The sequence below is a fragment of the Aeromonas sp. 600282 genome (assembly GCF_049175755.1).
In the GTDB taxonomy this organism is placed as follows: Bacteria; Pseudomonadota; Gammaproteobacteria; order Enterobacterales; family Aeromonadaceae; genus Aeromonas; species Aeromonas veronii_A.
This window is the reverse complement of the sequence record NZ_JAAKVR010000002.1, coordinates 171,387-194,533: the sequence shown is the minus strand read 5'-3', so window position 1 is coordinate 194,533 and position 23,147 is coordinate 171,387. Positions and strand designations below refer to the sequence as shown.

The following is a 23,147-nucleotide window of genomic DNA, read 5'->3' as shown; positions in this document are numbered from 1 at the left end:
CTGCGTGACAGTGTTGTTGTCCGGCTGCTTTCTTCGTCCAATCATGGGACTAGCGTGCATAAGCCCGTTTCTCTGTTCGGGGGCTGATGGTAGTGATTAGTGATGTTTGAGCCGGATAGACGAGAAATAATCGCATTTGATAGTGATTCCCATTTGTGTGTAGCATAGGCAACACACTCAACGAGGAGCCTCATTGTGTCCCCATCTCTGCCTCCCAATCGTCCCCGTCTGCTGACTGTCAAAGCCATTACCCAGATCACCCCCCATTTGCGTCGTATCACCTTTGGTGGCAGCGAACTGGCTGACTATCCCTTCACCTGCGGTGGGGCCCATATCAAGGTGATGCTGGCCCAGCCCCATCAGGTAGAGCCGGTGCTGCCTGCAATGACCCCGAGCGGCCCGCGCTGGAGTGACCCGGCTGACAAGCCGGTGATCCGCACCTACACCATCCGCGCGTTTCGCCGTGATGAGCAGGAAATTGATATCGACTTCGTGCTGCACGGTGACGGCGGGCCCGCCAGCGCCTTTGCTACCCATGCCAAGCCGGGAGAGAAGGTAATCCTCTCCGGGCCGGGTGGTCCCAACCCTATGCTGCAACCGGCCGATCACTACTGTCTGGTAGGGGATCTCACCGCCTTGCCCGCCATCATGGCGATGTGCGAGGTGATGCCTGCCGATGCCAGAGGGGAAATTGCGATTCTGGTGCCGGATCAGGCCGATGCTCAGCCGTTGACGCTGCCGGTCGGGGTGCGCTGTCACTGGTTTGTCGGCGAGCCCGAGTCCAGCGGCCTGCTGGAGCATGTGATTGCTCTGCCGCTGGTGCGCGATGGTGGCTTCTTCTGGCTGGGTGGGGAAGAGGCGCTGGTGCTGCCGCTGCGCCGCCATTTTCGGTCTGTGCTCGAGGTGGATCGCCAGTCGCTCTACGCCGTGCCGTACTGGCGCCGGGGCAAGAGTGAAGAGGCCTATCACCAGACTCGCCACGATGTGATGGATAATTAAGCGAATGCGAAAGAATACCTGATTCACTCTTGCAAATAAAAATGATTTGCATTTAGTATTGCGCCGTCTCGATGTCAGTCGGTACGGCGCTTTTGTTATTGATGGCTGCGAGTGGCATAGCACAACGCAGGGCCTGCCGTAATGCACTGATGTTCGGGGTGATGGGGCATGGACGACTGTTCATGCCAATGAACTCCATCACTTTGCACCGGGTCTGGCGAGGTCAGACAGGGATGTCGGTGGTGTTGGCCTTGGTTGTTTTATGTGGAGTGTTGATGATGCGTACATCATCCCGACGATTTGCAGTGCATCCGCTGGTATTGTCCCTTTTTGCCCTGCCAGTTCTGGCCCAAGGGACTGAGCCTGTCATCGCTCATGAAACTATGGTGGTGACGGCGAGTAAAACCCGGCACAGCGAGCTGACCGCCCCGGCCAGCGTCTCTGTGGTGACCCGGGCCGAGCTCGACAAGCTCAATGTCAATGATCTGACCGGCGCTCTGAAACAGTTGCCGGGGGTCAATATCAGCCCTGCCACCAGCTACGGCCGCAGCGAGATCAAGTTGCGCGGGCTGGAGGGAGATTACACCCTGTTGCTGGTCAATGGCCGGCGTATCAGCTCCCGCGATGCTCTTACCTCCGGTTATGGCAATGATTTCGATCTCTCCGCCATCCCCATGGCGGCCATTGAGCGTATCGAAGTGATCCGTGGCCCTATCTCCTCCCTCTACGGTGCCGATGCGCTGGGTGGGGTGGTCAACGTCATCTTGCGCCAACCCGGGGAGAAGACCGAAGCGGCGGCCACCTATACCTTCAGCGACCCCACCGATGGTCACGGCGGGGATATCAACAAGGCGAGCGCCTATGTGGGCGGGGCACTGATCGACAACAAGCTGCTGGCCAACCTGGTGGTAGAAGGGAACCACCGGGACGCCTGGCAGAGTGAGCAGAGCATCAACCCCAAGGCCGATGCCATCGAGCAGCGTGAAAAGCTGGGGATCCTCTCCAACGTCAAATGGCTTATCGATGATCGTCAGGATCTGGATGTGGGGATGAACTACGCCAAAGACGCTCGGGAGGCCAACTGGAACAACTACGGCCAGACGCCGCGCAATATCCAGCAGATGGAACGACTGGGGCTCAATGCCACCCACGTCGGCCGTTGGGAGCAGTTCGACAGCCGGGTCGGCTATGCCTTCGAGCAGGTTGATCTCTTTGATGACTCCGAGCTGATGACGGCGCTGAGCAAGACCAGCGGCGATGTGAGCCAGACCAACCACACCTTCGATGGGCAGGTGAGCGGTAATCTGGGCAGCCACCTGCTGACCAGCGGTGTCGAGTACCGCATCACCGAACTCAAGCATAACGTCAACCTCAAGGGGGGCGATGTCAGCGTCAACCAGAGCGCGCTCTATCTGCAGGATGAGTTTGGCTTTGGCGATCTGGCGTTGACCCTGAGTGGCCGGGTCGATCACCACGAGACCTATGGCACCGAGTTCAGCCCCCGCGGTTATGCCCTATACAGCCTGACTGACAACTGGGTGGTCAAGGGCGGGATTGGCAAGGCATTCAAGGCGCCGACCATTGCCCAGTCCAACCCGGATTATGCGGTAGCTGCCTGTCGCGGTCGCTGCGCCGTGGTGGGCAACCCGGATCTGAAGCCGGAAACCGCCGTCAGCTACGAGCTGGGCACCGCCTATGATGGTTCGTTCTGGGGCGCCGGGGTTACCGTCTTCCACAACGATATTAAGGACAAGATCCAGAGCGAGGCATGGACCTCCACCTGGCGTCCGGCGGTGATGACCTATCAGAACGTCAGCAAGGCCCGCATCAAGGGGGTGGAGCTGAGCGGCTGGTTTGATATTACCGATGCCCTGACCCTCTCCAGCAACGTCACCCTGATCGACGGGGAGGACAAGACCAGCGGCAAGGATCTCTATCGGACGCCGGAGCATACCGCCAACGCCAAGCTGGAGTGGCAGGTCATCGAGAGCCTGAGTACCCAGCTCGGCTGGAACTACACCGGCAGCCAGATCCTTCCGGTTCCGCGCATGAGCGGCACCACCTATGAGACCACCGCCGGATTCCACACCCTGGATGTCGGGGCAGTCTGGAACGCCACTCGGGCACTGGATCTGAAGTTCGGACTCAACAACCTGACCAATACCAAGCGTGACTGGGTTGCCACCGAGGCCGATCAAATCCTCGACGGGCGCACTGTCTATGCCGGAGTGGCCTACAAGCTGTAATGGCTGAGCGGGAGCTCGCCCTGGCGGGCTTCCGTTGTTGTCAAGGGATCACCTCGGGTGACGGCTTTTATTTCAACCACATGGCATTGCAATCATAAGGAGTTAAAGGGTGCTTAGAGACCAGACCTCGCTGTTCTGGCTGGGATTGTTCCTCCTGTTCATACTGCTTTCTCTTTCGCTCGCCACCGGTGCGGGCGTCTATGGTGCCAGCGAGGTACTCGGCTACCTGATGGGGGATGCCCGCTGGGCTGGCGACGAGAAGCTCGCCATGGTGCTCAATACCTTGCGACTGCCGCGCACCCTCTGCGCCATGGTGGTCGGCGCCTCTTTATCTCTGGCTGCCTCCTTGTTGCAGAGTGCGACCCGCAACCCGCTGGCGGAGCCTGGCCTGCTCGGGGTCAACGCCGGGGCCGTCTTTGCGCTGGTGGTGGGGCTTACCTGGTTCGGGGTGGAGTCCGCCTACGGCTATCTGCTCTGGGCCGGACTCGGCGCGCTGCTCGGCAACGTGATTGTGCTGGGGCTTGGCATGATGATTGGCCGCTCCAACCCCCTCAAGCTCATTCTGGTCGGGGTGGCGCTCTCCGCCACCTTCGGCGGTCTCTCCAGCTTTTTGCTGCTCTCCAACAAGATGGTGCTGGAGCAGTACCGCTTCTGGAACCTCGGCTCCCTGTCGGCGGCCAATCTCGATGCCATCATTGCCGTACTGCCCTTCGTGCTGGCGGCGTTTGTCATCACCTTGCTGCTCTGTCGCCAGCTGACCCTGATGCAGATGGGGGACAGTCAGGCCCAGGCGCTCGGGATCCGCCCTAACCGGGTGCGAATTGGCGTGCTGCTGGCCGCCACTCTGTTTACCGCCAGTGCCATCGCTATCGCCGGCCCCATCGGCTTTGTCGGCTTTCTTGCCGCCTACTGTGGCCGACTGGTAGAGCCGGTGAAGCTGTCGGTGCAGGTCTGTTTCTCCGCCCTGTTCGGCATGCTGTTTCTGCTGTTGGCCGACATTCTGGCGCGCTGGCTGATCCAGCCGTTCGAGCTGCCAAATGGGGTCATTCTGGCCCTGATTGGTGCACCTGTGCTGATCGCCATCGTCCACCGCGGGGGCTTTCGTACCCTGCTGACCGTCAAGTGAGGGGCTGATGCGCACACCTACCGATATGCTCTGCCTGCGGGCCGGCAACCGCTCTTTGCTGATCCATCTGCCAAGCTGGCGCTGGCTGGCTCTGCTGGCCATGGCGTTGCTGGCGCTGGCTCTGCTGGCCCTGAGCGTTGGCGGCGGCAAGCTTGGCTTGGCCGGGGTGGTCAACACCTTGCTGGGGGAGGGGACGCGGCTTGAGCAGCTCACCCTGTTCAAGATCCGGCTGCCGCGCATCCTTGGGGTCGTGGTGGCGGGGGCGGCCATGGGGCTCTCGGGCTGTCTGGTGCAGACGCTGGTGCGCAATCGGCTGGCTACACCCGACATGGTGGGGGTCAACAACGGCGCCTCTCTGGCCATCATCGTCTTCTCCCTCTACCTGACGGTAGGCAGCTGGCCCTGGTGGGCTGCCCCCATCGGCGCCATCTTCGCGGCGCTGGTGCTCTATGCCCTCTGCCGCAAACCGGGTGAGCAAGGCTATCTGTTCGTGGTGATCGGCATCGGCCTCTCCGAGCTGTTCGAGGCGCTCGGCCAGTTTGTGATGTCCACTCAGGCCCTGCTGCACCTGAGCTCCCTCTATCTGTGGAATATGGGCAGCTTTATCGCCGTGGGTTACAGCACCATCACCCCCATCGCCATTCTGTTGCTGCTGCTCTGCCCCTGGATCGTCTATCTCTCCCGCGCGCTGGCGGTGCTGCGCTTTGGTCCCGAGATGGCCAGAGGGCTTGGCGTCAACGGCGATCGGGTACAACTGGGCATTCTGGCCCAGGCCATTCTGGTGGCGGCGCTCGGCACCGCCATCGGCGGCCCCGTGGTCTTTATCGCCATGGCGGCCCCCATTCTTGCCTCCTGGCTGGTGAAAGACCGAGTGGTGCCGCTCTGGCTGGCAGCACTCAGCGGCGCCTTGCTGCTGCTTGCCAGCGATACCCTGGTTCGGGTGCTGGCCAGCCCTCACGAGGTGGCGACCGGCATCATGACCCGCATTCTCGGCGGCCTGTTGCTGCTGTTTCTTCTCGTTAACGATCGCCAGAGGGCTGACTGATGACGCTCACCGTAAATCGCCTCCACTTCGCCTATCAGCAGACCCCAATTTTGCGGGACATCTCTTTCAGCGTGCCGAGAGGCAAGCTGGTGGGGATCGTCGGCCCCAACGGCTGCGGCAAATCGACCCTGCTCAAGCTGCTATCCGGCCAGATGAAAGCCCAACGCGGCGAGATCCTGCTCAAAGGCAAGCCGCTTGCCAGCTACCCCATGAAGGGGCTGGCGCGGGAGCTCGCCTATCTGCCCCAGCGGCCGACCCTGCCTGCCGGCATTCTGGTGGAGCAGTTGGTGCAGTATGGCCGCCACCCTCATCAGGGCTGGTTCAATCAGTGGGGTGAGGAGGATGCCCGCATGGTGCGTATTGCCTGCGAGCGGATGCAGCTTGAAAGCATCTGGCAGCAGAGCGCAGCGTCCCTCTCCGGCGGGCAGGCGCAGCGGGCCTGGCTTGCGATGATCCTGGCGCAGGACAGCGACATGGTGCTGCTCGACGAGCCCACCAGCGCCCTCGATATCGGTCACCAGACCGAGGTGATGGAGGCGATCCATCGCATCACCGCCGAGGGCAAAACCGTGCTGCTGGTGATCCACGATCTGGCGATGGCGGCCCGCTACTGTGACGAGCTGCTCGCCATCGGCGAGGGGACCATTGCCGCTATGGGCCCGGCCCGGGAGGTGGTGACCAAGGATCTAATCGACCGGCTCTACCAGACCAGTGTTGACATTCTTCATGCCCCCGGCGATGGGGCGCCCATTATCGTACCCCGTCGCCACGAACATGGCCGCACCCTGCGTTCGGCGAGTTGAGTCATATGGGCCTGCTCTGTGGGCCCACCGAGTGTATTTACGCGGCCGATTATCCGGGCCGTGCAACGAGAAGGAGTGAGATGATGAAGCGTTTTGCCGCCCTGGCAGCAGCCATCCTGATGCTGGCCGCGCCGCTGGTTCAGGCGCAAGAGATGCGTGAAGTGACCGATGCGTTTGGCCAGAAGGTGCAGGTGCCAGTCCAGCCAACGCGGGTGGTGGTGCTGAGCGAGCTCGAACTCGACAGCACCCTGACCCTGGGGCTGACCCCCATCGGCGCCGTCAATGGCCGTGGTCAACCCACCTTGCCTCGCTATTTGCTGAACAAGGCGGGCATGGGGATCCAGGTGATCGGCGATCTCGACAGCCCCAATCTGGAGTCGCTGATTGCGCTGGAGCCCGACCTTATCCTGATAGGCCAGACCCGTCCCGAGCTGCTGACCTTGCTGGGGGAGATCGCGCCGACCGTGGTGACCAGCAAGTGGGGTGAGCCGTGGCAGGATAGCTTCCGCCGCACCGCCCACACCCTCAACCGCGACCAGCAAGGGGATACTTTCTTGCTGCAGTATGCCGAGCGGTTGACTCAGGCCCGCAGCAAGCTGGCCAAGCATCAGGGGGAGAGCATCAGCATAGTGCGCTGGAACCCCAAGGGGCCGAGCTTTATGTATCAGGGCACCTTTGCCAGCAGCGTAGTGGAGTCGATGGGGCTGGTACGCCCAAGCAAGCAGCAGGGGACTGGCGCACCCCACTCACCGGCGCTCAGTCTGGAGTCCCTCAACCTGCTGGATGCTGACTGGCTGGTGGTCGGTACCCTGAGCGCCAGCGGCGATGCGGTGGATGCCATGCGTCAGGCGGAGCAGACCCCGGCGTTCCAGCAACTGCCGGTGATCAAGGCCAAGCGCTTTGGCGCCGTGGACGGGTCGCTCTGGACCTCCAGCGGTGGCCCACAGGCGGCCCTCAAGGTGATCGAGGATGTGGAGCAGTTGCTGGCAACCCGCAGCTGAGTGCTATCGCGCGCCAGAGGTTGACCACACGAACAGGTTGATCAAAAGAAGAGGGAGGCTGATGCCTCCCTCTTGCGTTGTCACTGTCTATCGTGACCTCTTCGGCGAGCCAGAGCCGTTTATTGCGGTTGGATGGCTGTCACTGTGAGCTTGCCGCTCTGGCTTTCGGCATGAAAGTGGATGGCATCCCCCACCTTGAGCCCTTTGAGCTGGGCCGGATCTGCCACTCGAAAGACCATGGTCATGGCGGGCATCTTGAGATTCTCGATCGCCTCGTGCTTGATGCCGACCTTGCCGCTCCCCTCATCGAGGCGGGTAATGACCCCCTTGGTCATCACCATTGCGGCCTGTTTGCTCATCTCACCCGTCTGGCTCATCTCGTGCCCTTCATGGTGCATCATCTCTTCGGCTTGCAGGTTGGTCTGGGTGGCAAGGCCAAGCAGCAGGGTCAGGGTCAGCGTTTTGTAGTTCATGATGGTTTCCTTATCGTTCAGTCAATATGGATCGTGAAATCGGGTTATTCGGATTGCGGGTACGCGCTCTTGCCAAGGCTGCGACTGCGCCACAGGTAGTAGGCGGCGGGCAGCACCAAGAGGGTCAGCACCAGCGCGCTCACCATGCCGCCGATCATGGGGGCGGCGATGCGCTGCATCACCTCGGATCCGGTGCCGTGGCTCCACATGATGGGCAAGAGGCCAGCGATGATGGTGACCACCGTCATCATCTTGGGGCGTAGGCGCAGGGCGGCGCCGTGGATCACCGCCCGGTGCAGACCCGCCTTGTCCGGCTTGCCGCTGGCCACCAGGTCATCCCAGGCATGGTTGAGGTAGACCAGCATCAAGACGCCGGTCTCTACCGCCACCCCCGCCAGAGCGATAAAGCCCACCCCGACCGCCACCGAGAGGTTGAAGTCGAGCAGCCAGAGGGTCCAGATCCCCCCCACCACCGCCAGCGGCAAGGTGGTGAGAATGAGCAGCACCTCCTGAACGCGGCGAAACGCCAGATAGAGCAGCAGCACGATAATGGCGACCGTCAGCGGCACCACGTAGGCGAGGCGCGCCTTGGCCCGTTCCATGTACTCGTATTGGCCAGACCAGGTGAGGGCGTAGCCCGCCGGCAGCACCAGCTGCTTGCCCACCTCGGCTTTGGCCTCATCGACGAAGGAGCCGATATCGCGGCCGCGAATATCGACGTAGACCCAGCCGTTGAGCCGCGCGTTTTCACTGCGCAGCATGGGGGCTTCATCGCTGATGTAGACCCGGGCTACATCCGCCAGCGCGATGCGAGCGCCACTTGGAGTGACCACCGGCAGCAGCTCCAAGCTGGCTACAGAATCGCGATAGCTCTGGGGGTAGCGCAGGTTGATGGGATAGCGTTCGCGCCCCTCGATGGTTTGGCCAACCTCCATGCCGCCCACTGCGGTGGCGAGCACCGCCTGTACATCGGCGATGTTGAGGCCATAGCGGGCCGCTTTGAGCCGGTCGATATCCACCTTGACGTAGCGGCCACCCGCCACCCGCTCGGCGTAGACCGATGAGGCGCCCTCCACCTTGCCAACGATCTGTTCGAGCTGTTGGCCGAGTTGCTGGATCACCTTGAGATCCGGCCCCGCTATCTTGATGCCGACCGGGGTCTTGATACCGGTGGCAAGCATGTCGATGCGGGTCTTGATGGGGGGCACCCAGGCGTTGGTGAGGCCGGGGAAGCGGATGAGGGAGTCGAGCTCCTCTTTCAGCTTCTCCGGGGTCATGCCGGGGCGCCACTGATCCCGGGGCTTGAGCTGGATGCTGGTCTCCATCATCACCAGATCGGCAGGGTCGGTGGCGGTTTCGGCGCGCCCCGCCTTGCCGAACACGTTCTGCACCTCGGGTACGGTACGAATGAGCTTGTCGGTCTGCTGCAAAATCTCCCGCGCCTTGCCCACCGAGATATTGGCTGCGGTGGTGGGCATATACATGATGTCCCCCTCATCGAGCGGCGGAATGAACTCGGAGCCCAGGTACTTGAGCGGCCAGAAGCCTGCCACCGTCACCACGGCGGCGATGGCCAGGGTGGTTTTCGGGCGGGCCAAGACGGCTTTGAGCAGCGGCACATAGCCTTGGCTCAGCCAGCGGTTCAGCGGGTTGGCCTGCTCCGCCAGTACCTTGCCACGGATGAAGTAACCCATGATCACCGGCACCAGCGTGATGGCAAGCGCGGCGGCCGCCGCCATGGCGTAGGTCTTGGTGAAGGCGAGGGGGTGGAACATCCGCCCCTCCTGCGCCTCCAGCGCAAACACCGGCAGGAAGCTGATAGTGATGATCAGCAGGGAGAAGAAGATGGCGGGCCCCACCTCGATGCTCGCCTCGGTGATGATGCGCCAGCGGTTCTTGTCGGTGAGCGCCTCCCGCTCCATGTGTTTGTGGACGTTCTCGATCATCACGATGGCGCCATCCACCATGGCGCCGATGGCGATGGCGATGCCCCCCAGCGACATGATGTTGGCGTTGATCCCCTGCAGATGCATCACGATAAAGGCCACCAGAATGGCGATGGGCAGGGTGATGACCACCACCAGTGACGAGCGCAGGTGGAACAGGAAGGCCAGACAGACCAGCACCACTACCGCGAACTCCTCCACCAGCTTGCCGGAGAGGTTATCGATGGCGCGCTGGATAAGGTCGGAGCGATCGTAGACGGTGACCACCTCCACCCCCTCCGGCAGGCTGCTCTTCAGCTGAGCGAGCCGCGCCTTGACCCCGTCGATGGTGTGCTGGGCATTCTCGCCATAGCGCATGACGATAATGCCGCCCACCACTTCCCCTTCGCCATTGAGCTCGGCCAGGCCGCGCCGGCTCTGGGGCCCGGTGACCACATCCGCCACGTCGCCCAGCAGCAGCGGGGCGCCGCGCACATTGGTGCCGAGCGGGATCTGCTTCAGATCCTCGACGCTCTTGAGATAGCCGTTGGAGCGCACCATGTACTCCGCTTCTGCCATCTCGATGACGGAAGCGCCGGTCTCCTGGTTGCCCTGCTTGATGGCGGTCTCGATTAGGGAGAGCGGGATGCCGTAGGCGCGCAGCTTGTCCGGGTCGACCCGCACCTGATACTGGCGCACCATGCCACCCACGGTGGCGACCTCTGAGACCCCTTCCACCGTCTGCAGCTCGTACTTGAGGAACCAGTTTTGCAGAGAGGTGAGCTGGCTGAGGTCGTGCTTGCCGGTTCTGTCCACCAACGCGTACTGGTAGACCCAGCCCACCCCGGTGGCATCGGGGCCGAGCTGGGGGCGGGCGGAGGCGGGCAGGTTGGGCGCAACCTGGCTCAAATACTCCAGCACCCGGGCGCGAGCCCAGTAGAGGTCGGTGTTGTCGTCAAACAGCACATAGACGAAGGAGTCGCCGAAGAAGGAGTAGCCGCGCACCGTGGTGGCCCCCGGCACCGCCAGCATGGCGGTGGTGAGCGGGTAGGTCACCTGATCCTCCACCACCTGGGGCGCCTGGCCTGGATAGGAGGTCTTGATGATCACCTGCACGTCGGAGAGATCCGGCAGGGCGTCCACCGGGGTTTGCTTGACCGACCAGAGCCCCCAGGCGGTGAGCATGAGGGTCAATAGCAGCACCAGAAAGCGGTTGCCCACGGACCAGCGAATAATCGAGGGGATCATGGTTGGGCTCCTTGCTCATTGGGTGCAGAGAGCGGAGAGCGGTTGCCTGTCAGGCAGCGAATGATGGAAGGGATCATGATTTCTTCTCCACCTCGGGCATCGCCATCTGATGCTGGCTATGGTCCATGTCTTCCATCTTCTCCATCTCATCTGCCGCAGGCTTGGCGGTGTCACCGCTTGCTGGCGTTTGCTGCTGATGGATGGTGGTGATGCGGTACTCATCCCCCTCCTGCATCACCTGCAGATGGAGGGTCTGTCCCTCGACCAGCTTGCTGATGTCGACTCCTTCGGCGACGGTGAATTCCATCTCCATGGCTGGCCACTGCCACTCGGGGATGGGTTGGTGGGAGACCATCAGGGTACGGTTGGCCAGATCGATGCTTTCAACCTCGCCCTGGGTCCATACCTGGGCAGGGCGCACTGCCGTCATACGCTGGAAGTCTGAATCGATGGCCGACTCGGAGTCGAGCAGGAACTGGGCCGAGCTGACGATGTTATCCCCCGCCTCTACCCCTTCCTTGATGGCCACCTTGTCGCCAAACTGGGGACCCAGAGTGACGGCCACCGACTTGAAGCTGCCATCCCCCAGCGCCAGTACCAGCCGGTCCTGGCTGCCGGTACGGATCACCGCTTCGCTCGGCACCACCGGTTGCGGCTCTCCCTTGCCCGCCTGAATCGTCACCTTGGCGAACATATTGGGTTTCAAAAACTCGTCCGGGTTGGCGAAGCGCAGCCGCACCTTGAGGGTACGGGTGGTGGCATCCAGAGTCGGGTAGAGGTAATCGACCCGGCCCTGCCAGTTGCGGCCGGGGGCGTAGTCGAGGGTCATGGTGACCGGATCCCCCACCTTCAGCTGGGCGGCCTGGCGCTCGAACACCTCTGCACTCACCCACACCTGCTTGAGGGTGCTGATGTTAAAGAGCGCCGCGGCGGGCTCCACATACTGGCCTTCGCGCACCTTCAGCTCGGAGACATAACCGCTGCTGGGGGCATAGATACGCACCGTCTCCTGCACCTGACGGGTGCGCTTGAGGGCCGCTATCTGATCTGCCGGTACCTGCAGGGACTTGAGCTTGCCTTCGGCGGCGCGCAGCAGCAGCGGGTTGGCAGTGTTGAGGGCCAGCAGGTATTCGTGCTGGGCGTTGACCAGATCCGGGGCGTAGAGCTCGTAAATAAGGCTCCCCTTGCTCACCTGCTGCCCTTCGCTCTTGATGGCGAGGGTGCGGATCCAGCCCGCCATGCGGGCGTTGACCGCCTCCAGCTTGTCCTCGTCATAACCGACGTAGCCCACCGTCTCGATCTGCTGGTGGATAGGGAGCTTCTCCACCTTGGCAAGCCGCACCCCCAGGTTCTGCTGGATCTCGGGGCTGATGGTGACAGTGCCCGGTGAGCCGCCCTGTTTTTCCTCATAGACGGGGATAAAGTCCATCCCCATGTTGTCCTTGGCCGGTGCATTGCGCTTGTCGCGCGGATCCATGGGGTTGACCCAGTAGAGCGGCGTCTTCTCCTTGGCCACGGTGCTAGCAGTGGTCTGTTTGGCAGCCCAGTAGCCGCCACCGGCGCCGAGGGCCAGCAGCAGGGCTGATACCAGCAGTTTCTGGCTCATCGCACACCCCCACTTAGTGGCAGGGTGGCAAAGTTCTTGGCGGCGATAAGGCCGGTAACAGGGACAAGTGACATCATATCTCTTCTCTTGTGCAGGCCGCCGGATCGGAGATGGACAAGGCATCACCTAAGGGATTGGCGGCAAACGGGGCGCAGCTGTATCAGCGCGCACGGCTCCCAGTGAGCGGGCCGGTTTGGCCGGGGCACAGGGTCAGGCAAGGCGGCAGGAGACGGGCAAGCCGAGGCTTGCCGCTGCCGCAAGAGAAGATCTTTCTAGTGTCGCAGCACCGACAACATCAGGTGTCGGCGCGGCCAGGAGGGGGGATGGGTACCGCGTGATCGCAGGAAGGGATCCCGCAACCAGTTATCAAGCAGTGCAGTTGCGAAGTTACTGCCAAGTAGCAGGGGGAAGATCAGCAGGGCGACCAATACACCCAGCAGAGCTATCGCGCCGAAGGAGAGGGCATTGACGCCGGTCTGCATCTGGCACTCATCGCCCATGGCCGACCCCTCGTATCCCTGATGGCAGGAGAGGGCCATGGTATCGCTCGGGTGAGACATTGCGGGCATCGCATGAGAGCTCTCGCCATCCGCCATCGCCATGGATGAATCCAACATCACCATTGGCAGGGGGCTGCTTTGGGTCGTCTCGGAGGAGAGGGGAGAACCATGCCAGCTGATGCAGAGGGTCAGATTGCACACGAGCAGCAGAGCCAGCAATAGCCGGGCTAGCAGGGCAGAGGGCAATCTTGTCGCAAGCTGGGTGAGTGACAATCCGGTCATCCTTTAGGATCTGGTATCCAGACTCTAAACCTTGCTTCTGGGAGAAGGTCAAGGCGAGGGCTGGCGCTGTTGTTGCAGATAGATGTCGCTGTATTTCTCCAGCAGCTGATCTATCCACTGCCTCATGCCCGGCGCTTGCAGCATGGGTTCCAGCTGTTCGAGGGTGCCAAGATGGGGAGATTGTAGTGAAACAGAAATATAGAGCTCACCGCGCTGCAGTGGCCACTGCAGATCAACCATTCCGCTGCTCGGGTAATTTTCGCTCAAAAACAGGCGGCCGGAAGAGCGGCCATAGGGAACGAAGTCGACCCGGTCACTGGCCAGCAGGCCAAATACCTGCTTGAGGGAGTTGACCCTGTAGATGCGGGTATTTGCTTGCAAAAAATCATCCATTTCGCTGCCAAGGCTGACGCCTATCATCATGGCTCCCCGCAGTCCGGTCAGATCCTCCCGTCGCTGCAGCAAGCGGCTGCCGGGTTGGCGCACGAACACCGCCATGTCATTGATGGCCATGGGCGTTCGGGTAAAGCGGGAGTAGTGTGCTCTCTCTTCGTTGCGCAGCGCACAGATATTGATGTCGACCTCTCCTTTCGCCACTTTCTGCTGACAGCGGGCCCAGGGGCCCACATAGGAGAGATCCACATTGAAACCCAACCGTTGATAGAGGGTACTGACTACTTCGGCACAAACGCCGATGATCTTGCCATCGCTCAGCCAGTTCCAGGGGGGATAATCGTGATGACCACAGGCGGAGAGGGTAGTGGTCGTCAAGGTCGTCGCGAGCCAGAGCTGAGCCAGCATATCCGGATCCTGTGCAAAAAAGTCTCGATGTGTGTCATTGAAGCACACCGCAGACAAAAAAATACCCCCGCACGGGCGGGGGCAGTTTGTTATCGGTGGAACGCCCGTGGAGAGCGTTACGGCTTGGCGCGTTTTTCCGACCCTTTCATGATGAGGCGGAAGAAGAGCGGGATAAAGAAGATGGCGATAAAGGTGGCCGCCAGCATGCCGCCGATGACCGGCCAGCCGAGAGCGTGACGGCTTGCGGCACCGGCGCCGCTGGAGGTGACCAGCGGCACACAGCCGAGGATGAAGGCCAGCGAGGTCATCACGATGGGGCGAAAACGCAGGCGCGCCGCCTCCAGTGCCGACTCGATAAGACTCATCCCCTCCTCGTGCTTCATCACCGCGAACTCCACGATCAGGATGGCGTTCTTGGCGGCAAGGCCCACCAGGGTCACCAGCCCGATCTGGAAGTAGACGTTGTTGGTGAGTCCTACCAGCCAGGTGGCTAGCAGGGCGCCGAACAGGGCGAACGGTACGGCTGTGATCACCGCAAACGGCAGGCTCCAGCGTTCGTACTGGGCTGCCAGGATGAGGAAGATCATCACAATACCGAAGCCGAACGCCATGCCTGCGCTACCGGCAGAGGCCTTCTCCTGATAGGCGGAACCGGTCCACTCCAGCTTGGCATCGTTGCCAAGGGTGCTGTTGGCCACCTCTTCCAGTGCGGCGATCGCCTGACCCGAACTGTAGCCGGGTGCCGGCTGTGCCATGATCTTGGCCGCCTGGAAGATGTTGAAACGCTCTACCAGCTCGGGGCCAGTGGCATCACGGACCGTCACCAGGCTGCTGAGCGGGATCATCTCGCCGGTGTTGGAGCGCACGTAGACGTTGCGGATATCGCTCTTCTTGGCGCGGTAGTCCGCTTCGGACTGCAACTGTACCCGGTAGGTTCGGCCAAACTGGTTGAAGTCGTTGACATAGACCTGACCGAAGGTGGCCTGCATGGTGTCGAACACCGCATTGATCGGTAGCCCCAGCGCCTTGGCTTTCTCGCGATCCAGGTCGAGATAGACCTGCGGCACATTGGCACGGAATGTGGATGTGACACTGGCAAACTCGGGGCGCTCCTTGGCGGCGGCGAGGAAGCGCTGTACTTCGCCCGAAAACTCCTGGGCACTGCCGGAACCCCGGTTTTGCAGGTAGCCTTCCAGTCCGCCGGTGGTGGACATCCCCTGGATGGGGGGCGGGTTGAAGGAGGCAACAAAGCCGTCAGCCAGCCCCATCAGGCTCATCCCCTGCAGGGTTTTGGCCAGCTCGAAGGAGTCCTGGCCTGTCCCCTTGCGCTCGCTCCAGTCCTTCAGGGTAATGAAGGTGAGACCGCTGTTGCTGATGATGGCGTTGGAGAGGATGTCGAAGCCCGAGAAGGTGATCACATCCTTCACATTGGAATTGGCCATGGCGAGCTTGTCGAACTGATCCGCCACTGCCTGTGTCCGGCTCATGGCGGCGGCATCCGGCAGCATGACGGCGGAGATAAGGTAGCCCTGATCTTCGTTCGGTACCAGCTCGCCCGGCACTTTCAGGAAGAGACCGTAGATGGAGAGCAGCAGTACGGCGATGATGGCAAAAGCGACCCCCACCCGACGGTTCAGGAAGGCCACACCCCGTACATAGCCGCGGGTCAGCTGGTCAAATTTATCGTTGAACCAGACGAAGAAACGGGCCGGTTTGTGATGTCCCTCTTTGAGCAACACGGCGCACAAGGCCGGAGAGAGAGTCAGAGCCACCAGACCGGAGATGGCCACCGAGACCGCGACCGTGATGGCGAACTGCTTGTACATCACCCCTGTCATGCCACCCATAAAGGCGACCGGCAGGAACACGGCGCAAAGCACCAGCACGATGGCGACCACCGGACCTGAGACCTCCTGCATGGCGAGGATGGCAGCCTCTTTGGGCGAACATTTCTTCTCGCTCATGATCCGCTCGACGTTCTCGAGCACCACGATGGCGTCATCCACCACGATACCGATGGCGAGCACCATGCCGAACAGGGTCAGCAGGTTGATGGAGAAACCGAGCACCAGCATGCCGGCGAAGGTCCCGATGAGCGACACTGGCACTGCGATACAGGGGATCAGGGTGGCGCGGAAGTTCTGCAGGAACAGGTAGACTACCACGAACACCAGCACGATCGCCTCGAACAGGGTGTGTACCACCTCTTCGATGGAGATCTTCACAAACTCTGTGGTGTCGTAGGGGATCTGGTACTCGATATCCTGCGGAAAGCGCTCCTTGAGCCGCTCCATGGTGGTGTGCACCGCATCGGCGACTGCTACGGCGTTGGCACCGGGCTGCAGATAGGTAGCGATACCGATGGCCGGTTTGCCGTTGGCGCGGGCCACCAGATCATAATCCTTGCCCCCCAGCTCGACCCGGGCGACATCGCGGACCCGGATCTTGGAGCCATCGGGCATGGAGCGAACTATGATGTTCTGGAACTCTTTCACATCTTCAAGGCGACCCTTGGTCTGCACCGTGTAGGTGAAGTCGATGGGGGTCGAGGTGGGCTGAGCGCCGATCTTGCCTGCCGCAAACTGGGTGTTCTGCTCGCGGATGGCGCTAATCACATCACTCGGGGTGAGTTCGAGCTGGGCCAGTCGATCCGGCCGCAACCAGATGCGCATCGCATAGTCGGTACCGCCAAACAGAGTGGTATCACCGATGCCGGGAATCCGCTTGAGCTCGTCGATGATGTTGAGCAGGGCATAGTTTGACAGATAGGTGGTATCAAACGAGCCGTTCGGCGACTGGAGGGTGACCACCTGCAGGATGGAGGTCGATTTCTTCTTGACCGTTACCCCCTGCTTTTTCACCTCTTCCGGCAGCTGGGCCATGGCGGCCGATACCCGGTTGTTGACGTTGATGGTGGCCTGATCCGGATCTGTGCCGATCTCGAAGTAGACGTTGAGGTTCATCTGGCCGTTGGAGGCCGACCCCGACTGCATATAGATCATCCGCTCGACGCCGTTGATCTGCTGCTCCAGCGGTGCGGCGACAGTCTGGGAGATCACCTCCGGAGTGGCCCCTGGATAGAAAGCGGTCACAGAGACCACCGGCGGGGTGATCTGGGGGTACTGCTCGATGGGAAGCGAGCGCATTGCCGCCAATCCGCCCAGCACGATAATGATGGAAATCACGCTGGCGAAGATGGGACGCTCGATAAAAAACCTGGAAAACATACGAGCTCCTTACTTGGCCGCTGAGTGGCTGACCATCTTGGCGGTGATGGCTTTCATCTCGTCGGCAGAGACAGGTTTCACCACGCTGCCGGGGCGAGCCTTCATCAAGCCTTCGACGATGTAACGGTCACCGGCATTGAGGCCGCTGTCGATCAGCACCCCCTCGGAGACCACCGGGCCCAGTTTGACCGGACGGGGGATCACCTTGTTCTCGGCATCGACCACCATCACCATGCGGTCAGCTTGGGACTGGACGATAGCGCGGGGCGGCACCACGATGGCATTCTTGCGGGTGCCCAGATCGATGGTCATACGGACAAACTGGCCGGGCAGCAGCACGCCGTCCTTGTTATCGAAGATGGCGCGGGCACGGATGGTGCCGGTCTGGGGATCGACCCGGTTGTCGGAGAAGTTGAGCTTGCCCGCTTGTGGGTAGACAGAACCATCGGCCAGGCGGATATGGGTGCGCCAGTTGGTGGCGTCCTTGGCTTCAATGGTCCCTCTCTTGACCGAGTTCTCGAAATCGAGGCGATCCTGCTCCGAGTAGGAGAAGTTGACGTAGAGCGGATCAAACTGGGTGATGGTAGTGAGCAGGCCGTTGTCGCCACTGGTGGAGATAAGGCTCCCCTCGGACTGGGAGCTCTTGCTCGCCATGCCGTTGATGGGGGCAGTGACCTTGGTATAGCTGAGGTTGAGCTCGGCCTCCTTCACCTTGGCCTGAGCGGCCTGATGGCTGGCGATGGCCGCTTCATAGTTGGCGATGGTGTCGTCATAGTCCTTGCGGCTTACCACCTGGCGCTTGAAGAGGGGAATGATGCGATCCCGATCGGCGCGTGCCTTGTTGAGTCTGGCCTGCTCCTGGGCCAGGGTGCCTTTGGCCTGCTCCAGCGCCACCTTGTAGGGCTCGGGGTCGATCAGGAACAGTTGCTGGCCGGCGGTAACCGGTTGGCCTTCCACATAAGTGCGCTTGAGCAGGATGCCACTGACCCGGGAGCGCACATCGATCTCGCGAAAGCCGGCAGTTTCGCCAACCATCTCGGTGGTGAGCGGCACATCGGTCAGGATCGCCTCGTTGACTACCACGGGCACGGCCGGCATGGTTTGCGCCGTCTGGTTTGTTTCCCCGCCACAGCCGGCCAGTGCACCGGCCAGCGTCAGAGCGAGCATCCCCTGTTTGAATAATCCTGCTCTGGTGTTTGGCTCCATCATCATTTCACTCCAGTTGGCCCGATTGCGGCCATCATGCACACCTTTTTTTTCGGCTGACGTGATTAACTTCATGATTACAAATTAACTCATTGGATTATTGAAGTTTTTCAATCATAGAGCATGAACATTGAACCCAAGCTGCTTGATCGAAAAAGTTCTCTCTGTTCTTCACAACAGAAGCCGTTCTGCTGCTGAAAAATGGAGTGAAGAGTATCATATGAGAACGAGGTTGCCGACAGGATAGTGCTTACGATGACAATAGCCAGGAGGAAAAAAAGGGGGGGGAGTATTGTGGCGGGCGAGAGGAGCCCTCGCCCGCACTCAATCAATCAGGCGAAGCAGGCCCAGATGGGAGCGTGGTCGGAGGGTTTCTCGATGCCGCGCAGCTCGTAGTCGATACCGGTCTCGGTCACGCTGTCCTTGAGGGCGTCGGAGGCCATGATGAGGTCGATGCGCAGGCCGCGATTCTCGTCAAAGCCCTTGGATCGGTAGTCAAACCAGGAGAAACGCTCGCACTCGGTAGGGTTGGCTGCGCGGAAGGTGTCGGTGAGACCGAACCCTTTCAGCCGCTCCATCCATTCGCGCTCGATGGGCAGGAAGGAGCACTTGCCATCCCGCAGCCAGCGCTTGCGGTTCGCTTCGCCGATACCGATGTCGAGATCGGTGGGGGAGATATTCATATCCCCGATCAGCACAAGTTGGTCGTCCGGCGTGTGATGAGTTTCGAGATAGTGCTGCAGATCCTCGTAGAACTTCTGCTTGGCCGGGAACTTGGTCTCGTGATCCTGGCTTTCACCCTGCGGGAAGTAGCCGTTCATCACCTTGATGAGAGAGCCGTCTTCGCGCTCGAAGGTCGCCATGATCATCCGGCGCTGGGCCTCTTCGTCATCGGTGGGGAAGCCTTTCTCCACCTTGACCGGCTTCTGCTTGCTCATGATGGCGACCCCATAGTGGGCCTTCTGGCCGTGAAACTCCACGTGATAGCCCATGGCCTCCACATCGGCCAGCGGGAAAGCCTCGTCGTGTACCTTGATCTCCTGCAGGCCGATCACATCGGGTTGGTGCTTGTCGATGATGGCTTGCAGCTGGTGCAGGCGGGCGCGCAGGCCGTTGATATTGAAAGAGATGATCTTCATGTCCGGGATGCTCATGTCATTTTTATAAGTGGCTATTGGACTAGGAATCGGCGGTGGATGCAAGTTCGGGGCGCGGGTCAGCACCAGTGGCCGACCCGCTTGGCAGGGAGAGGCGTCAGCGGGTCATCTTTTTGACGAATACCACCACAAACAGCGCCAGCGTGAAGCTGCCGGTAAAGGCTTCGAAGGCGGCAAAGATCCTGGAGAGCCCGACCGGAGTGAAGTCGCCGTACCCCAACGTGGTGAAGGTGACCACGCTGTAGTAGAGGCATTCGAGCAGGAAGATGGCGTTCTCTTCAAGGGGCGCCTCTGGTCGATAGATAAGGTAGTTACCCGCGAAGTTGAGGCCGCAGAAGAAGTAAAAAATGCTGCAGATAAAGATGAGCAGCAGAGAGAAGAGCACCACCCTCATCGGGGCCTCGCCATAGCCGCAGAAGAGATCGACCACCCAGGAGGTAAAACGCTGGGTCGACCAGAACGGCAGTTGCAGGCGGCGCATGGTGAGCTCCTGCTGGATATAGTTGCCGGACATGGTGAAGATCCCCTGCGCCTCGGAGGCTTTGCGCAGATCCCGGTAGGTCTCTTCCGCCTCCTTGAACCAGATGCGCGCCTGTTTGGGATCCCGTTCGCGGCGCCCCTTGCGATCCTGCATCACCCGTTTGCCGGTCTGCATGTTGTCGAGCCGGGTGTTGTGCCAGCGGATGCCGAGCAGGTTGACGTCATCGAGGGTGGCGCACTGGAGGTTGGCATCACTGAGATCGGCTTTCATCAGGCTGCCGCCCTTCATGCGCAGGCCGTAGAGGTGACCACCGCGCAGGTTGGCGCGATAGAGGTTGCACTGCTCCAGCAAAAATCCCTGATCGGACTCCTTGTTGACCAGATTGAGGCCCGCCAGATTGGCCCGTGACAGCTGCAGGCCGTGGCAGAGTCCGCCAGCGCGAACGTACTGTTCAAGCGCCTCGGCGGTGTGGGCTTCCTGATGGGTATGGTGGGGATCATGCCAGTGGCAGAGATCGTGCTCGCCAGCCTCTTCACTGCAGTGGCGGCCATCGGCCACCAGATAACGACACATCGCCATCTTCGTTTCCCTCGCATTGCCGAACTGGTTTCAGCATAGGCGGGGAAAAGGGGGCACGGCGGCGTCTTAGCTGAACTGGTTGAACTCCTGGCGCAGCTTGCGAAAACGCTCCTGCTGGGCCGGGTTGAGGGGGATGCCGTCGAGTACCTCCAGGGTCTCCTTGCATTCGGCACCAAACTCCGGGCTCTTGCGGTTTTTCTGCATCAGTTGCAGCAACACCTGGATCTTGTTGAGGGCGGCACCGGTATTGGCGGGCGCGCGGCGCAGGGCCTCGCGGAAGTGACCGAGTGCCTGTTCAAGCTCCCCGGCCTGATAGGCTTTGATCCCCAGATCGTTGAGCTGCTGGTAGCGCTGACGCCGCTCCAGTACCGTCTTGTCATCCCGGGTTGCCTGAATACAGGTGGTGAGCAGCCGGTCTTCGTCCTCCGCCAGCAGGCTCTGCAGGCTCTCGGCGTACTCAAACTCGCCGAGCTGATAGAGAGCGAGGATGGTTTCGCCAAGCAGGGCGGGGGGCATGGTGGCCGGTTCGTCGAGCCAGTTCTGGTTGGCGCGATAGAGCATCTTCTTGCCCTTGAGCAGCTCGCCCAGCGCGATCTGTACCCGAGCCTGACAGATCTGCTCGAACACCGGGTAGTTGAACTCCGACATCATCAACGAATCGCGGATGCGCGACAGGGCCGAATTGACCTGCTTTTGCAGGTTGGCGATGTGGTAGCTGTCGTTGCTGTTGAGGGCGTAGAGGGTCAGGGTCTGGATATAGGCCCCCAGATAGTGGGGGGTGCGGTGAATGGAGTTGCGGGACAGGTCGATCAGCGACAGCAACACATCCTTGGCCTGGGCATAGTCGTGGCGCAGCAGGCACACCTCCGCCAGTCGGCGGGAGAGTTGCACCGACTGGGGGGAGATGTCCACCGCCCGCCTGAGCTCTTGCTGCGCCTGCTCGTCATTGCCGAGGGCGAGTTGGGATTCCGCCAGCCAGAGGTGAGCCTCCACCATCAGCGGGGTATTTTTGAGGGTCGCCTGCAGATGGCTGACCGCCTCTTCATGGAGCCCCAGAGTGTTGCACGCCTTGCCCAGCGTCAGGCGGGCCCAGCTGTTCTCCTGGCCGGCCAGCAGCTGGCGCATCAAGGCGCGAGCCTCCTGTGCTTCACCCAACTTGAGGTGGGTATCGGCCTGCAAGCAGCGGCAGTAGTTGGCAAAACGGGGCACCGCATCGGCTCGCTCGGCACAGGCGGTAATGAGAGCCTGGAAGTTGTTGTCGGCCAGGGCGGTGAATACCGGTGCCAGGGCATGACGCCGGGCGAGGGCGCGTCTGAGGCGAAACGAGAACTGCTCCTGGGAGAAGGGCTTCATCAGGTACTCGTCGGGCTCGGCCTCCAGCGCACTCAGCACCATGGCGCGGGAGCTGTCGCTGCTCACCATTATCACCACGCTCTGGGGCGGGATCAGGCTCTGGTCACGCAGACTCTCCAGCAACTGGCGGCCATTTTCGCCGACCCCCAGATCGTAATCGATGAGATAGATGTCGAAGCTGCCCTTCTGGCAGCGACGCCGTGCATCCTCGGCGGTATTGGAGTAGGTGATGTTGCTGATACCCAGATTGATCAGCATCGCCTTCATCATCACCTGAAACGAGCGCTGCTCATTGACCATCAGAATGCGTTGTGGCTTGGCAGGGCTCTTCTTTTCTGACGCGTTTTCCGGTGTCTGCATTGTTCTGGGTCGAGGCGCTACGGGTTGATGGGAGAAAGTGTGCCACCAAAGCGTGTCAAGTGGCAATCAATGTGCTTTTGTCACGCAACTTTCAGTTTCCATGTCACGCTCTGCGCCTGGTGGCCAGGGCGATGTGGTTGATCCATATCAAATAAAGCTCAGATGGGGTGGCAGCACGCGGCACACTTTTTAGACTGATAGAGGGGGCAACGACAAGCCCCGGTCACATATAGGCCCCATCAGGCAGGTATCAGGGCCTGCCTCTGTTAGTCCATGAATCACGGAGGGATCAGAGATGAGTTTGCTACCAAGCCGTACCAGTCTGTTCGATGACCTGTTTCGCGATATGGCGTCCGGCTTCTATATTCGCCCCTTGCACGGGGACCCCTTGCCGAGCCAGATCAGGCTGGATTTGAAGGAGAGTGATGGCAACTATGTGCTGCAAGCCGAGTTGCCGGGGGTTGCCAAAGAGGACATCCATGTGGATATCCATGGTAAACAGGTGACGCTGAAAGCGGAGATCCGCCAGTTTGACAGCCAGAACAAGGATGAGCGAACACTGCGCAGTGAACGCTATTTTGGCAGTGTTTCACGCACTCTGGAGTTGCCGGTCGAGGTGGCGCTGGACAAGGTCAGCGCCAGGTTCGAGAACGGTATCCTCACGTTGCAACTGCCCAAGCAGGTGGAAACGCCAGCCCCTCACCGGGTGACCATCGAATAGCCCGTGAC

At 61.0% G+C, this 23,147-nt stretch carries 17 protein-coding genes; 7 read left to right on the top strand and 10 right to left on the bottom strand.

Annotated elements, in window-relative coordinates:
• Positions 1-195 precede the first annotated feature (195 nt).
• The 6 genes from G5137_RS03615 (at position 196) to G5137_RS03590 (ending at position 7,220) form a co-directional block, all read left to right on the top strand.
• On the top strand, positions 196-999 hold the full coding sequence (locus G5137_RS03615) for a siderophore-interacting protein (RefSeq protein WP_069526731.1): 804 nt from the start codon (positions 196-198) through the stop codon (positions 997-999).
• Positions 1,000-1,277: 278 nt separating this feature from the next.
• A complete protein-coding gene (locus G5137_RS03610; protein ID WP_421254996.1) occupies positions 1,278-3,245 on the top strand; it encodes a TonB-dependent receptor domain-containing protein in 1,968 nt (655 codons plus the stop codon).
• Positions 3,246-3,354: 109 nt separating this feature from the next.
• Positions 3,355-4,371 (top strand): FecCD family ABC transporter permease, encoded by a 1,017-nt coding sequence (locus tag G5137_RS03605; protein WP_421254932.1) that lies wholly within the window; start codon positions 3,355-3,357, stop codon positions 4,369-4,371.
• A gap of 7 nt (positions 4,372-4,378) precedes the next feature.
• Positions 4,379-5,416, top strand: a complete 1,038-nt coding sequence (locus G5137_RS03600; RefSeq protein WP_204383635.1) for a FecCD family ABC transporter permease — start codon at positions 4,379-4,381, stop codon at positions 5,414-5,416.
• The gene (locus G5137_RS03595; RefSeq protein ID WP_304520719.1) at positions 5,416-6,219 is read left to right on the top strand and encodes an ABC transporter ATP-binding protein; all 804 of its coding nucleotides are present in this window, start codon (positions 5,416-5,418) and stop codon (positions 6,217-6,219) included. The genes G5137_RS03600 and G5137_RS03595 overlap by 1 nt, the downstream gene beginning before the upstream one ends.
• A gap of 83 nt (positions 6,220-6,302) precedes the next feature.
• Positions 6,303-7,220, top strand: a complete 918-nt coding sequence (locus tag G5137_RS03590; protein WP_150996980.1) for an iron-siderophore ABC transporter substrate-binding protein — start codon at positions 6,303-6,305, stop codon at positions 7,218-7,220.
• 119 nt (positions 7,221-7,339) lie between these two features.
• Here G5137_RS03590 and G5137_RS03585 read toward each other — a convergent pair whose 3' ends face one another.
• From G5137_RS03585 to G5137_RS03540, 10 genes are all read right to left on the bottom strand, one after another.
• Positions 7,340-7,693 (bottom strand): copper-binding protein, encoded by a 354-nt coding sequence (locus tag G5137_RS03585; RefSeq protein ID WP_421254931.1) that lies wholly within the window; start codon positions 7,691-7,693, stop codon positions 7,340-7,342.
• 44 nt (positions 7,694-7,737) lie between these two features.
• Complete coding sequence (locus tag G5137_RS03580; protein WP_421254930.1) at positions 7,738-10,866, bottom strand: efflux RND transporter permease subunit; 3,129 nt, start codon at positions 10,864-10,866, stop codon at positions 7,738-7,740.
• Positions 10,867-10,939: 73 nt separating this feature from the next.
• Complete coding sequence (locus G5137_RS03575; RefSeq protein ID WP_421254929.1) at positions 10,940-12,472, bottom strand: efflux RND transporter periplasmic adaptor subunit; 1,533 nt, start codon at positions 12,470-12,472, stop codon at positions 10,940-10,942.
• Positions 12,473-12,744: 272 nt separating this feature from the next.
• A complete protein-coding gene (locus tag G5137_RS03570) occupies positions 12,745-13,245 on the bottom strand; it encodes a hypothetical protein (RefSeq protein ID WP_421254928.1) in 501 nt (166 codons plus the stop codon).
• A 57-nt stretch (positions 13,246-13,302) separates the two neighbouring features.
• Complete coding sequence (locus G5137_RS03565; RefSeq protein ID WP_058055876.1) at positions 13,303-14,055, bottom strand: substrate-binding periplasmic protein; 753 nt, start codon at positions 14,053-14,055, stop codon at positions 13,303-13,305.
• A gap of 116 nt (positions 14,056-14,171) precedes the next feature.
• Positions 14,172-17,282 carry an efflux RND transporter permease subunit gene (locus tag G5137_RS03560; RefSeq protein ID WP_421254927.1) on the bottom strand — a complete coding sequence of 1,037 codons (3,111 nt, stop codon included), beginning with the start codon at positions 17,280-17,282 and terminating at the stop codon, positions 14,172-14,174.
• A 9-nt stretch (positions 17,283-17,291) separates the two neighbouring features.
• Complete coding sequence (locus G5137_RS03555) at positions 17,292-18,449, bottom strand: efflux RND transporter periplasmic adaptor subunit (protein WP_408082994.1); 1,158 nt, start codon at positions 18,447-18,449, stop codon at positions 17,292-17,294.
• 371 nt (positions 18,450-18,820) lie between these two features.
• On the bottom strand, positions 18,821-19,627 hold the full coding sequence (gene xthA, locus G5137_RS03550; protein WP_100653387.1) for an exodeoxyribonuclease III: 807 nt from the start codon (positions 19,625-19,627) through the stop codon (positions 18,821-18,823).
• Between the two features lie 115 nt (positions 19,628-19,742).
• A complete protein-coding gene (locus G5137_RS03545; protein ID WP_201937181.1) occupies positions 19,743-20,705 on the bottom strand; it encodes an ion channel in 963 nt (320 codons plus the stop codon).
• A gap of 66 nt (positions 20,706-20,771) precedes the next feature.
• Positions 20,772-22,418 (bottom strand): tetratricopeptide repeat protein, encoded by a 1,647-nt coding sequence (locus tag G5137_RS03540; RefSeq protein WP_421208669.1) that lies wholly within the window; start codon positions 22,416-22,418, stop codon positions 20,772-20,774.
• A gap of 295 nt (positions 22,419-22,713) precedes the next feature.
• Between G5137_RS03540 and G5137_RS03535 the strand changes: the two genes are divergently transcribed.
• Positions 22,714-23,139, top strand: a complete 426-nt coding sequence (locus tag G5137_RS03535; RefSeq protein WP_103250619.1) for an Hsp20/alpha crystallin family protein — start codon at positions 22,714-22,716, stop codon at positions 23,137-23,139.
• Positions 23,140-23,147: the final 8 nt, after the last annotated feature.

What these genes read in the sequence shown, in the direction of transcription:
- G5137_RS03575 (WP_421254929.1), bottom strand. Translation starts at nt 12,472, where the DNA reads ATGAGCCAGAAACTGCTGGTATCAGCCCTGCTGCTGGCCCTCGGCGCC.
- xthA (WP_100653387.1), bottom strand. Translation starts at nt 19,627, where the DNA reads ATGAAGATCATCTCTTTCAATATCAACGGCCTGCGCGCCCGCCTGCAC.
- G5137_RS03540 (WP_421208669.1), bottom strand. Translation starts at nt 22,418, where the DNA reads ATGCAGACACCGGAAAACGCGTCAGAAAAGAAGAGCCCTGCCAAGCCA.
- G5137_RS03555 (WP_408082994.1), bottom strand. Translation starts at nt 18,449, where the DNA reads ATGCTCGCTCTGACGCTGGCCGGTGCACTGGCCGGCTGTGGCGGGGAA.
- G5137_RS03535 (WP_103250619.1), top strand. Translation starts at nt 22,714, where the DNA reads ATGAGTTTGCTACCAAGCCGTACCAGTCTGTTCGATGACCTGTTTCGC.
- G5137_RS03590 (WP_150996980.1), top strand. Translation starts at nt 6,303, where the DNA reads ATGAAGCGTTTTGCCGCCCTGGCAGCAGCCATCCTGATGCTGGCCGCG.
- G5137_RS03595 (WP_304520719.1), top strand. Translation starts at nt 5,416, where the DNA reads ATGACGCTCACCGTAAATCGCCTCCACTTCGCCTATCAGCAGACCCCA.
- G5137_RS03585 (WP_421254931.1), bottom strand. Translation starts at nt 7,693, where the DNA reads ATGAACTACAAAACGCTGACCCTGACCCTGCTGCTTGGCCTTGCCACC.
- G5137_RS03600 (WP_204383635.1), top strand. Translation starts at nt 4,379, where the DNA reads ATGCGCACACCTACCGATATGCTCTGCCTGCGGGCCGGCAACCGCTCT.
- G5137_RS03565 (WP_058055876.1), bottom strand. Translation starts at nt 14,055, where the DNA reads ATGCTGGCTCAGCTCTGGCTCGCGACGACCTTGACGACCACTACCCTC.
- G5137_RS03560 (WP_421254927.1), bottom strand. Translation starts at nt 17,282, where the DNA reads ATGTTTTCCAGGTTTTTTATCGAGCGTCCCATCTTCGCCAGCGTGATT.
- G5137_RS03545 (WP_201937181.1), bottom strand. Translation starts at nt 20,705, where the DNA reads ATGGCGATGTGTCGTTATCTGGTGGCCGATGGCCGCCACTGCAGTGAA.
- G5137_RS03580 (WP_421254930.1), bottom strand. Translation starts at nt 10,866, where the DNA reads ATGATCCCCTCGATTATTCGCTGGTCCGTGGGCAACCGCTTTCTGGTG.
- G5137_RS03610 (WP_421254996.1), top strand. Translation starts at nt 1,278, where the DNA reads ATGCGTACATCATCCCGACGATTTGCAGTGCATCCGCTGGTATTGTCC.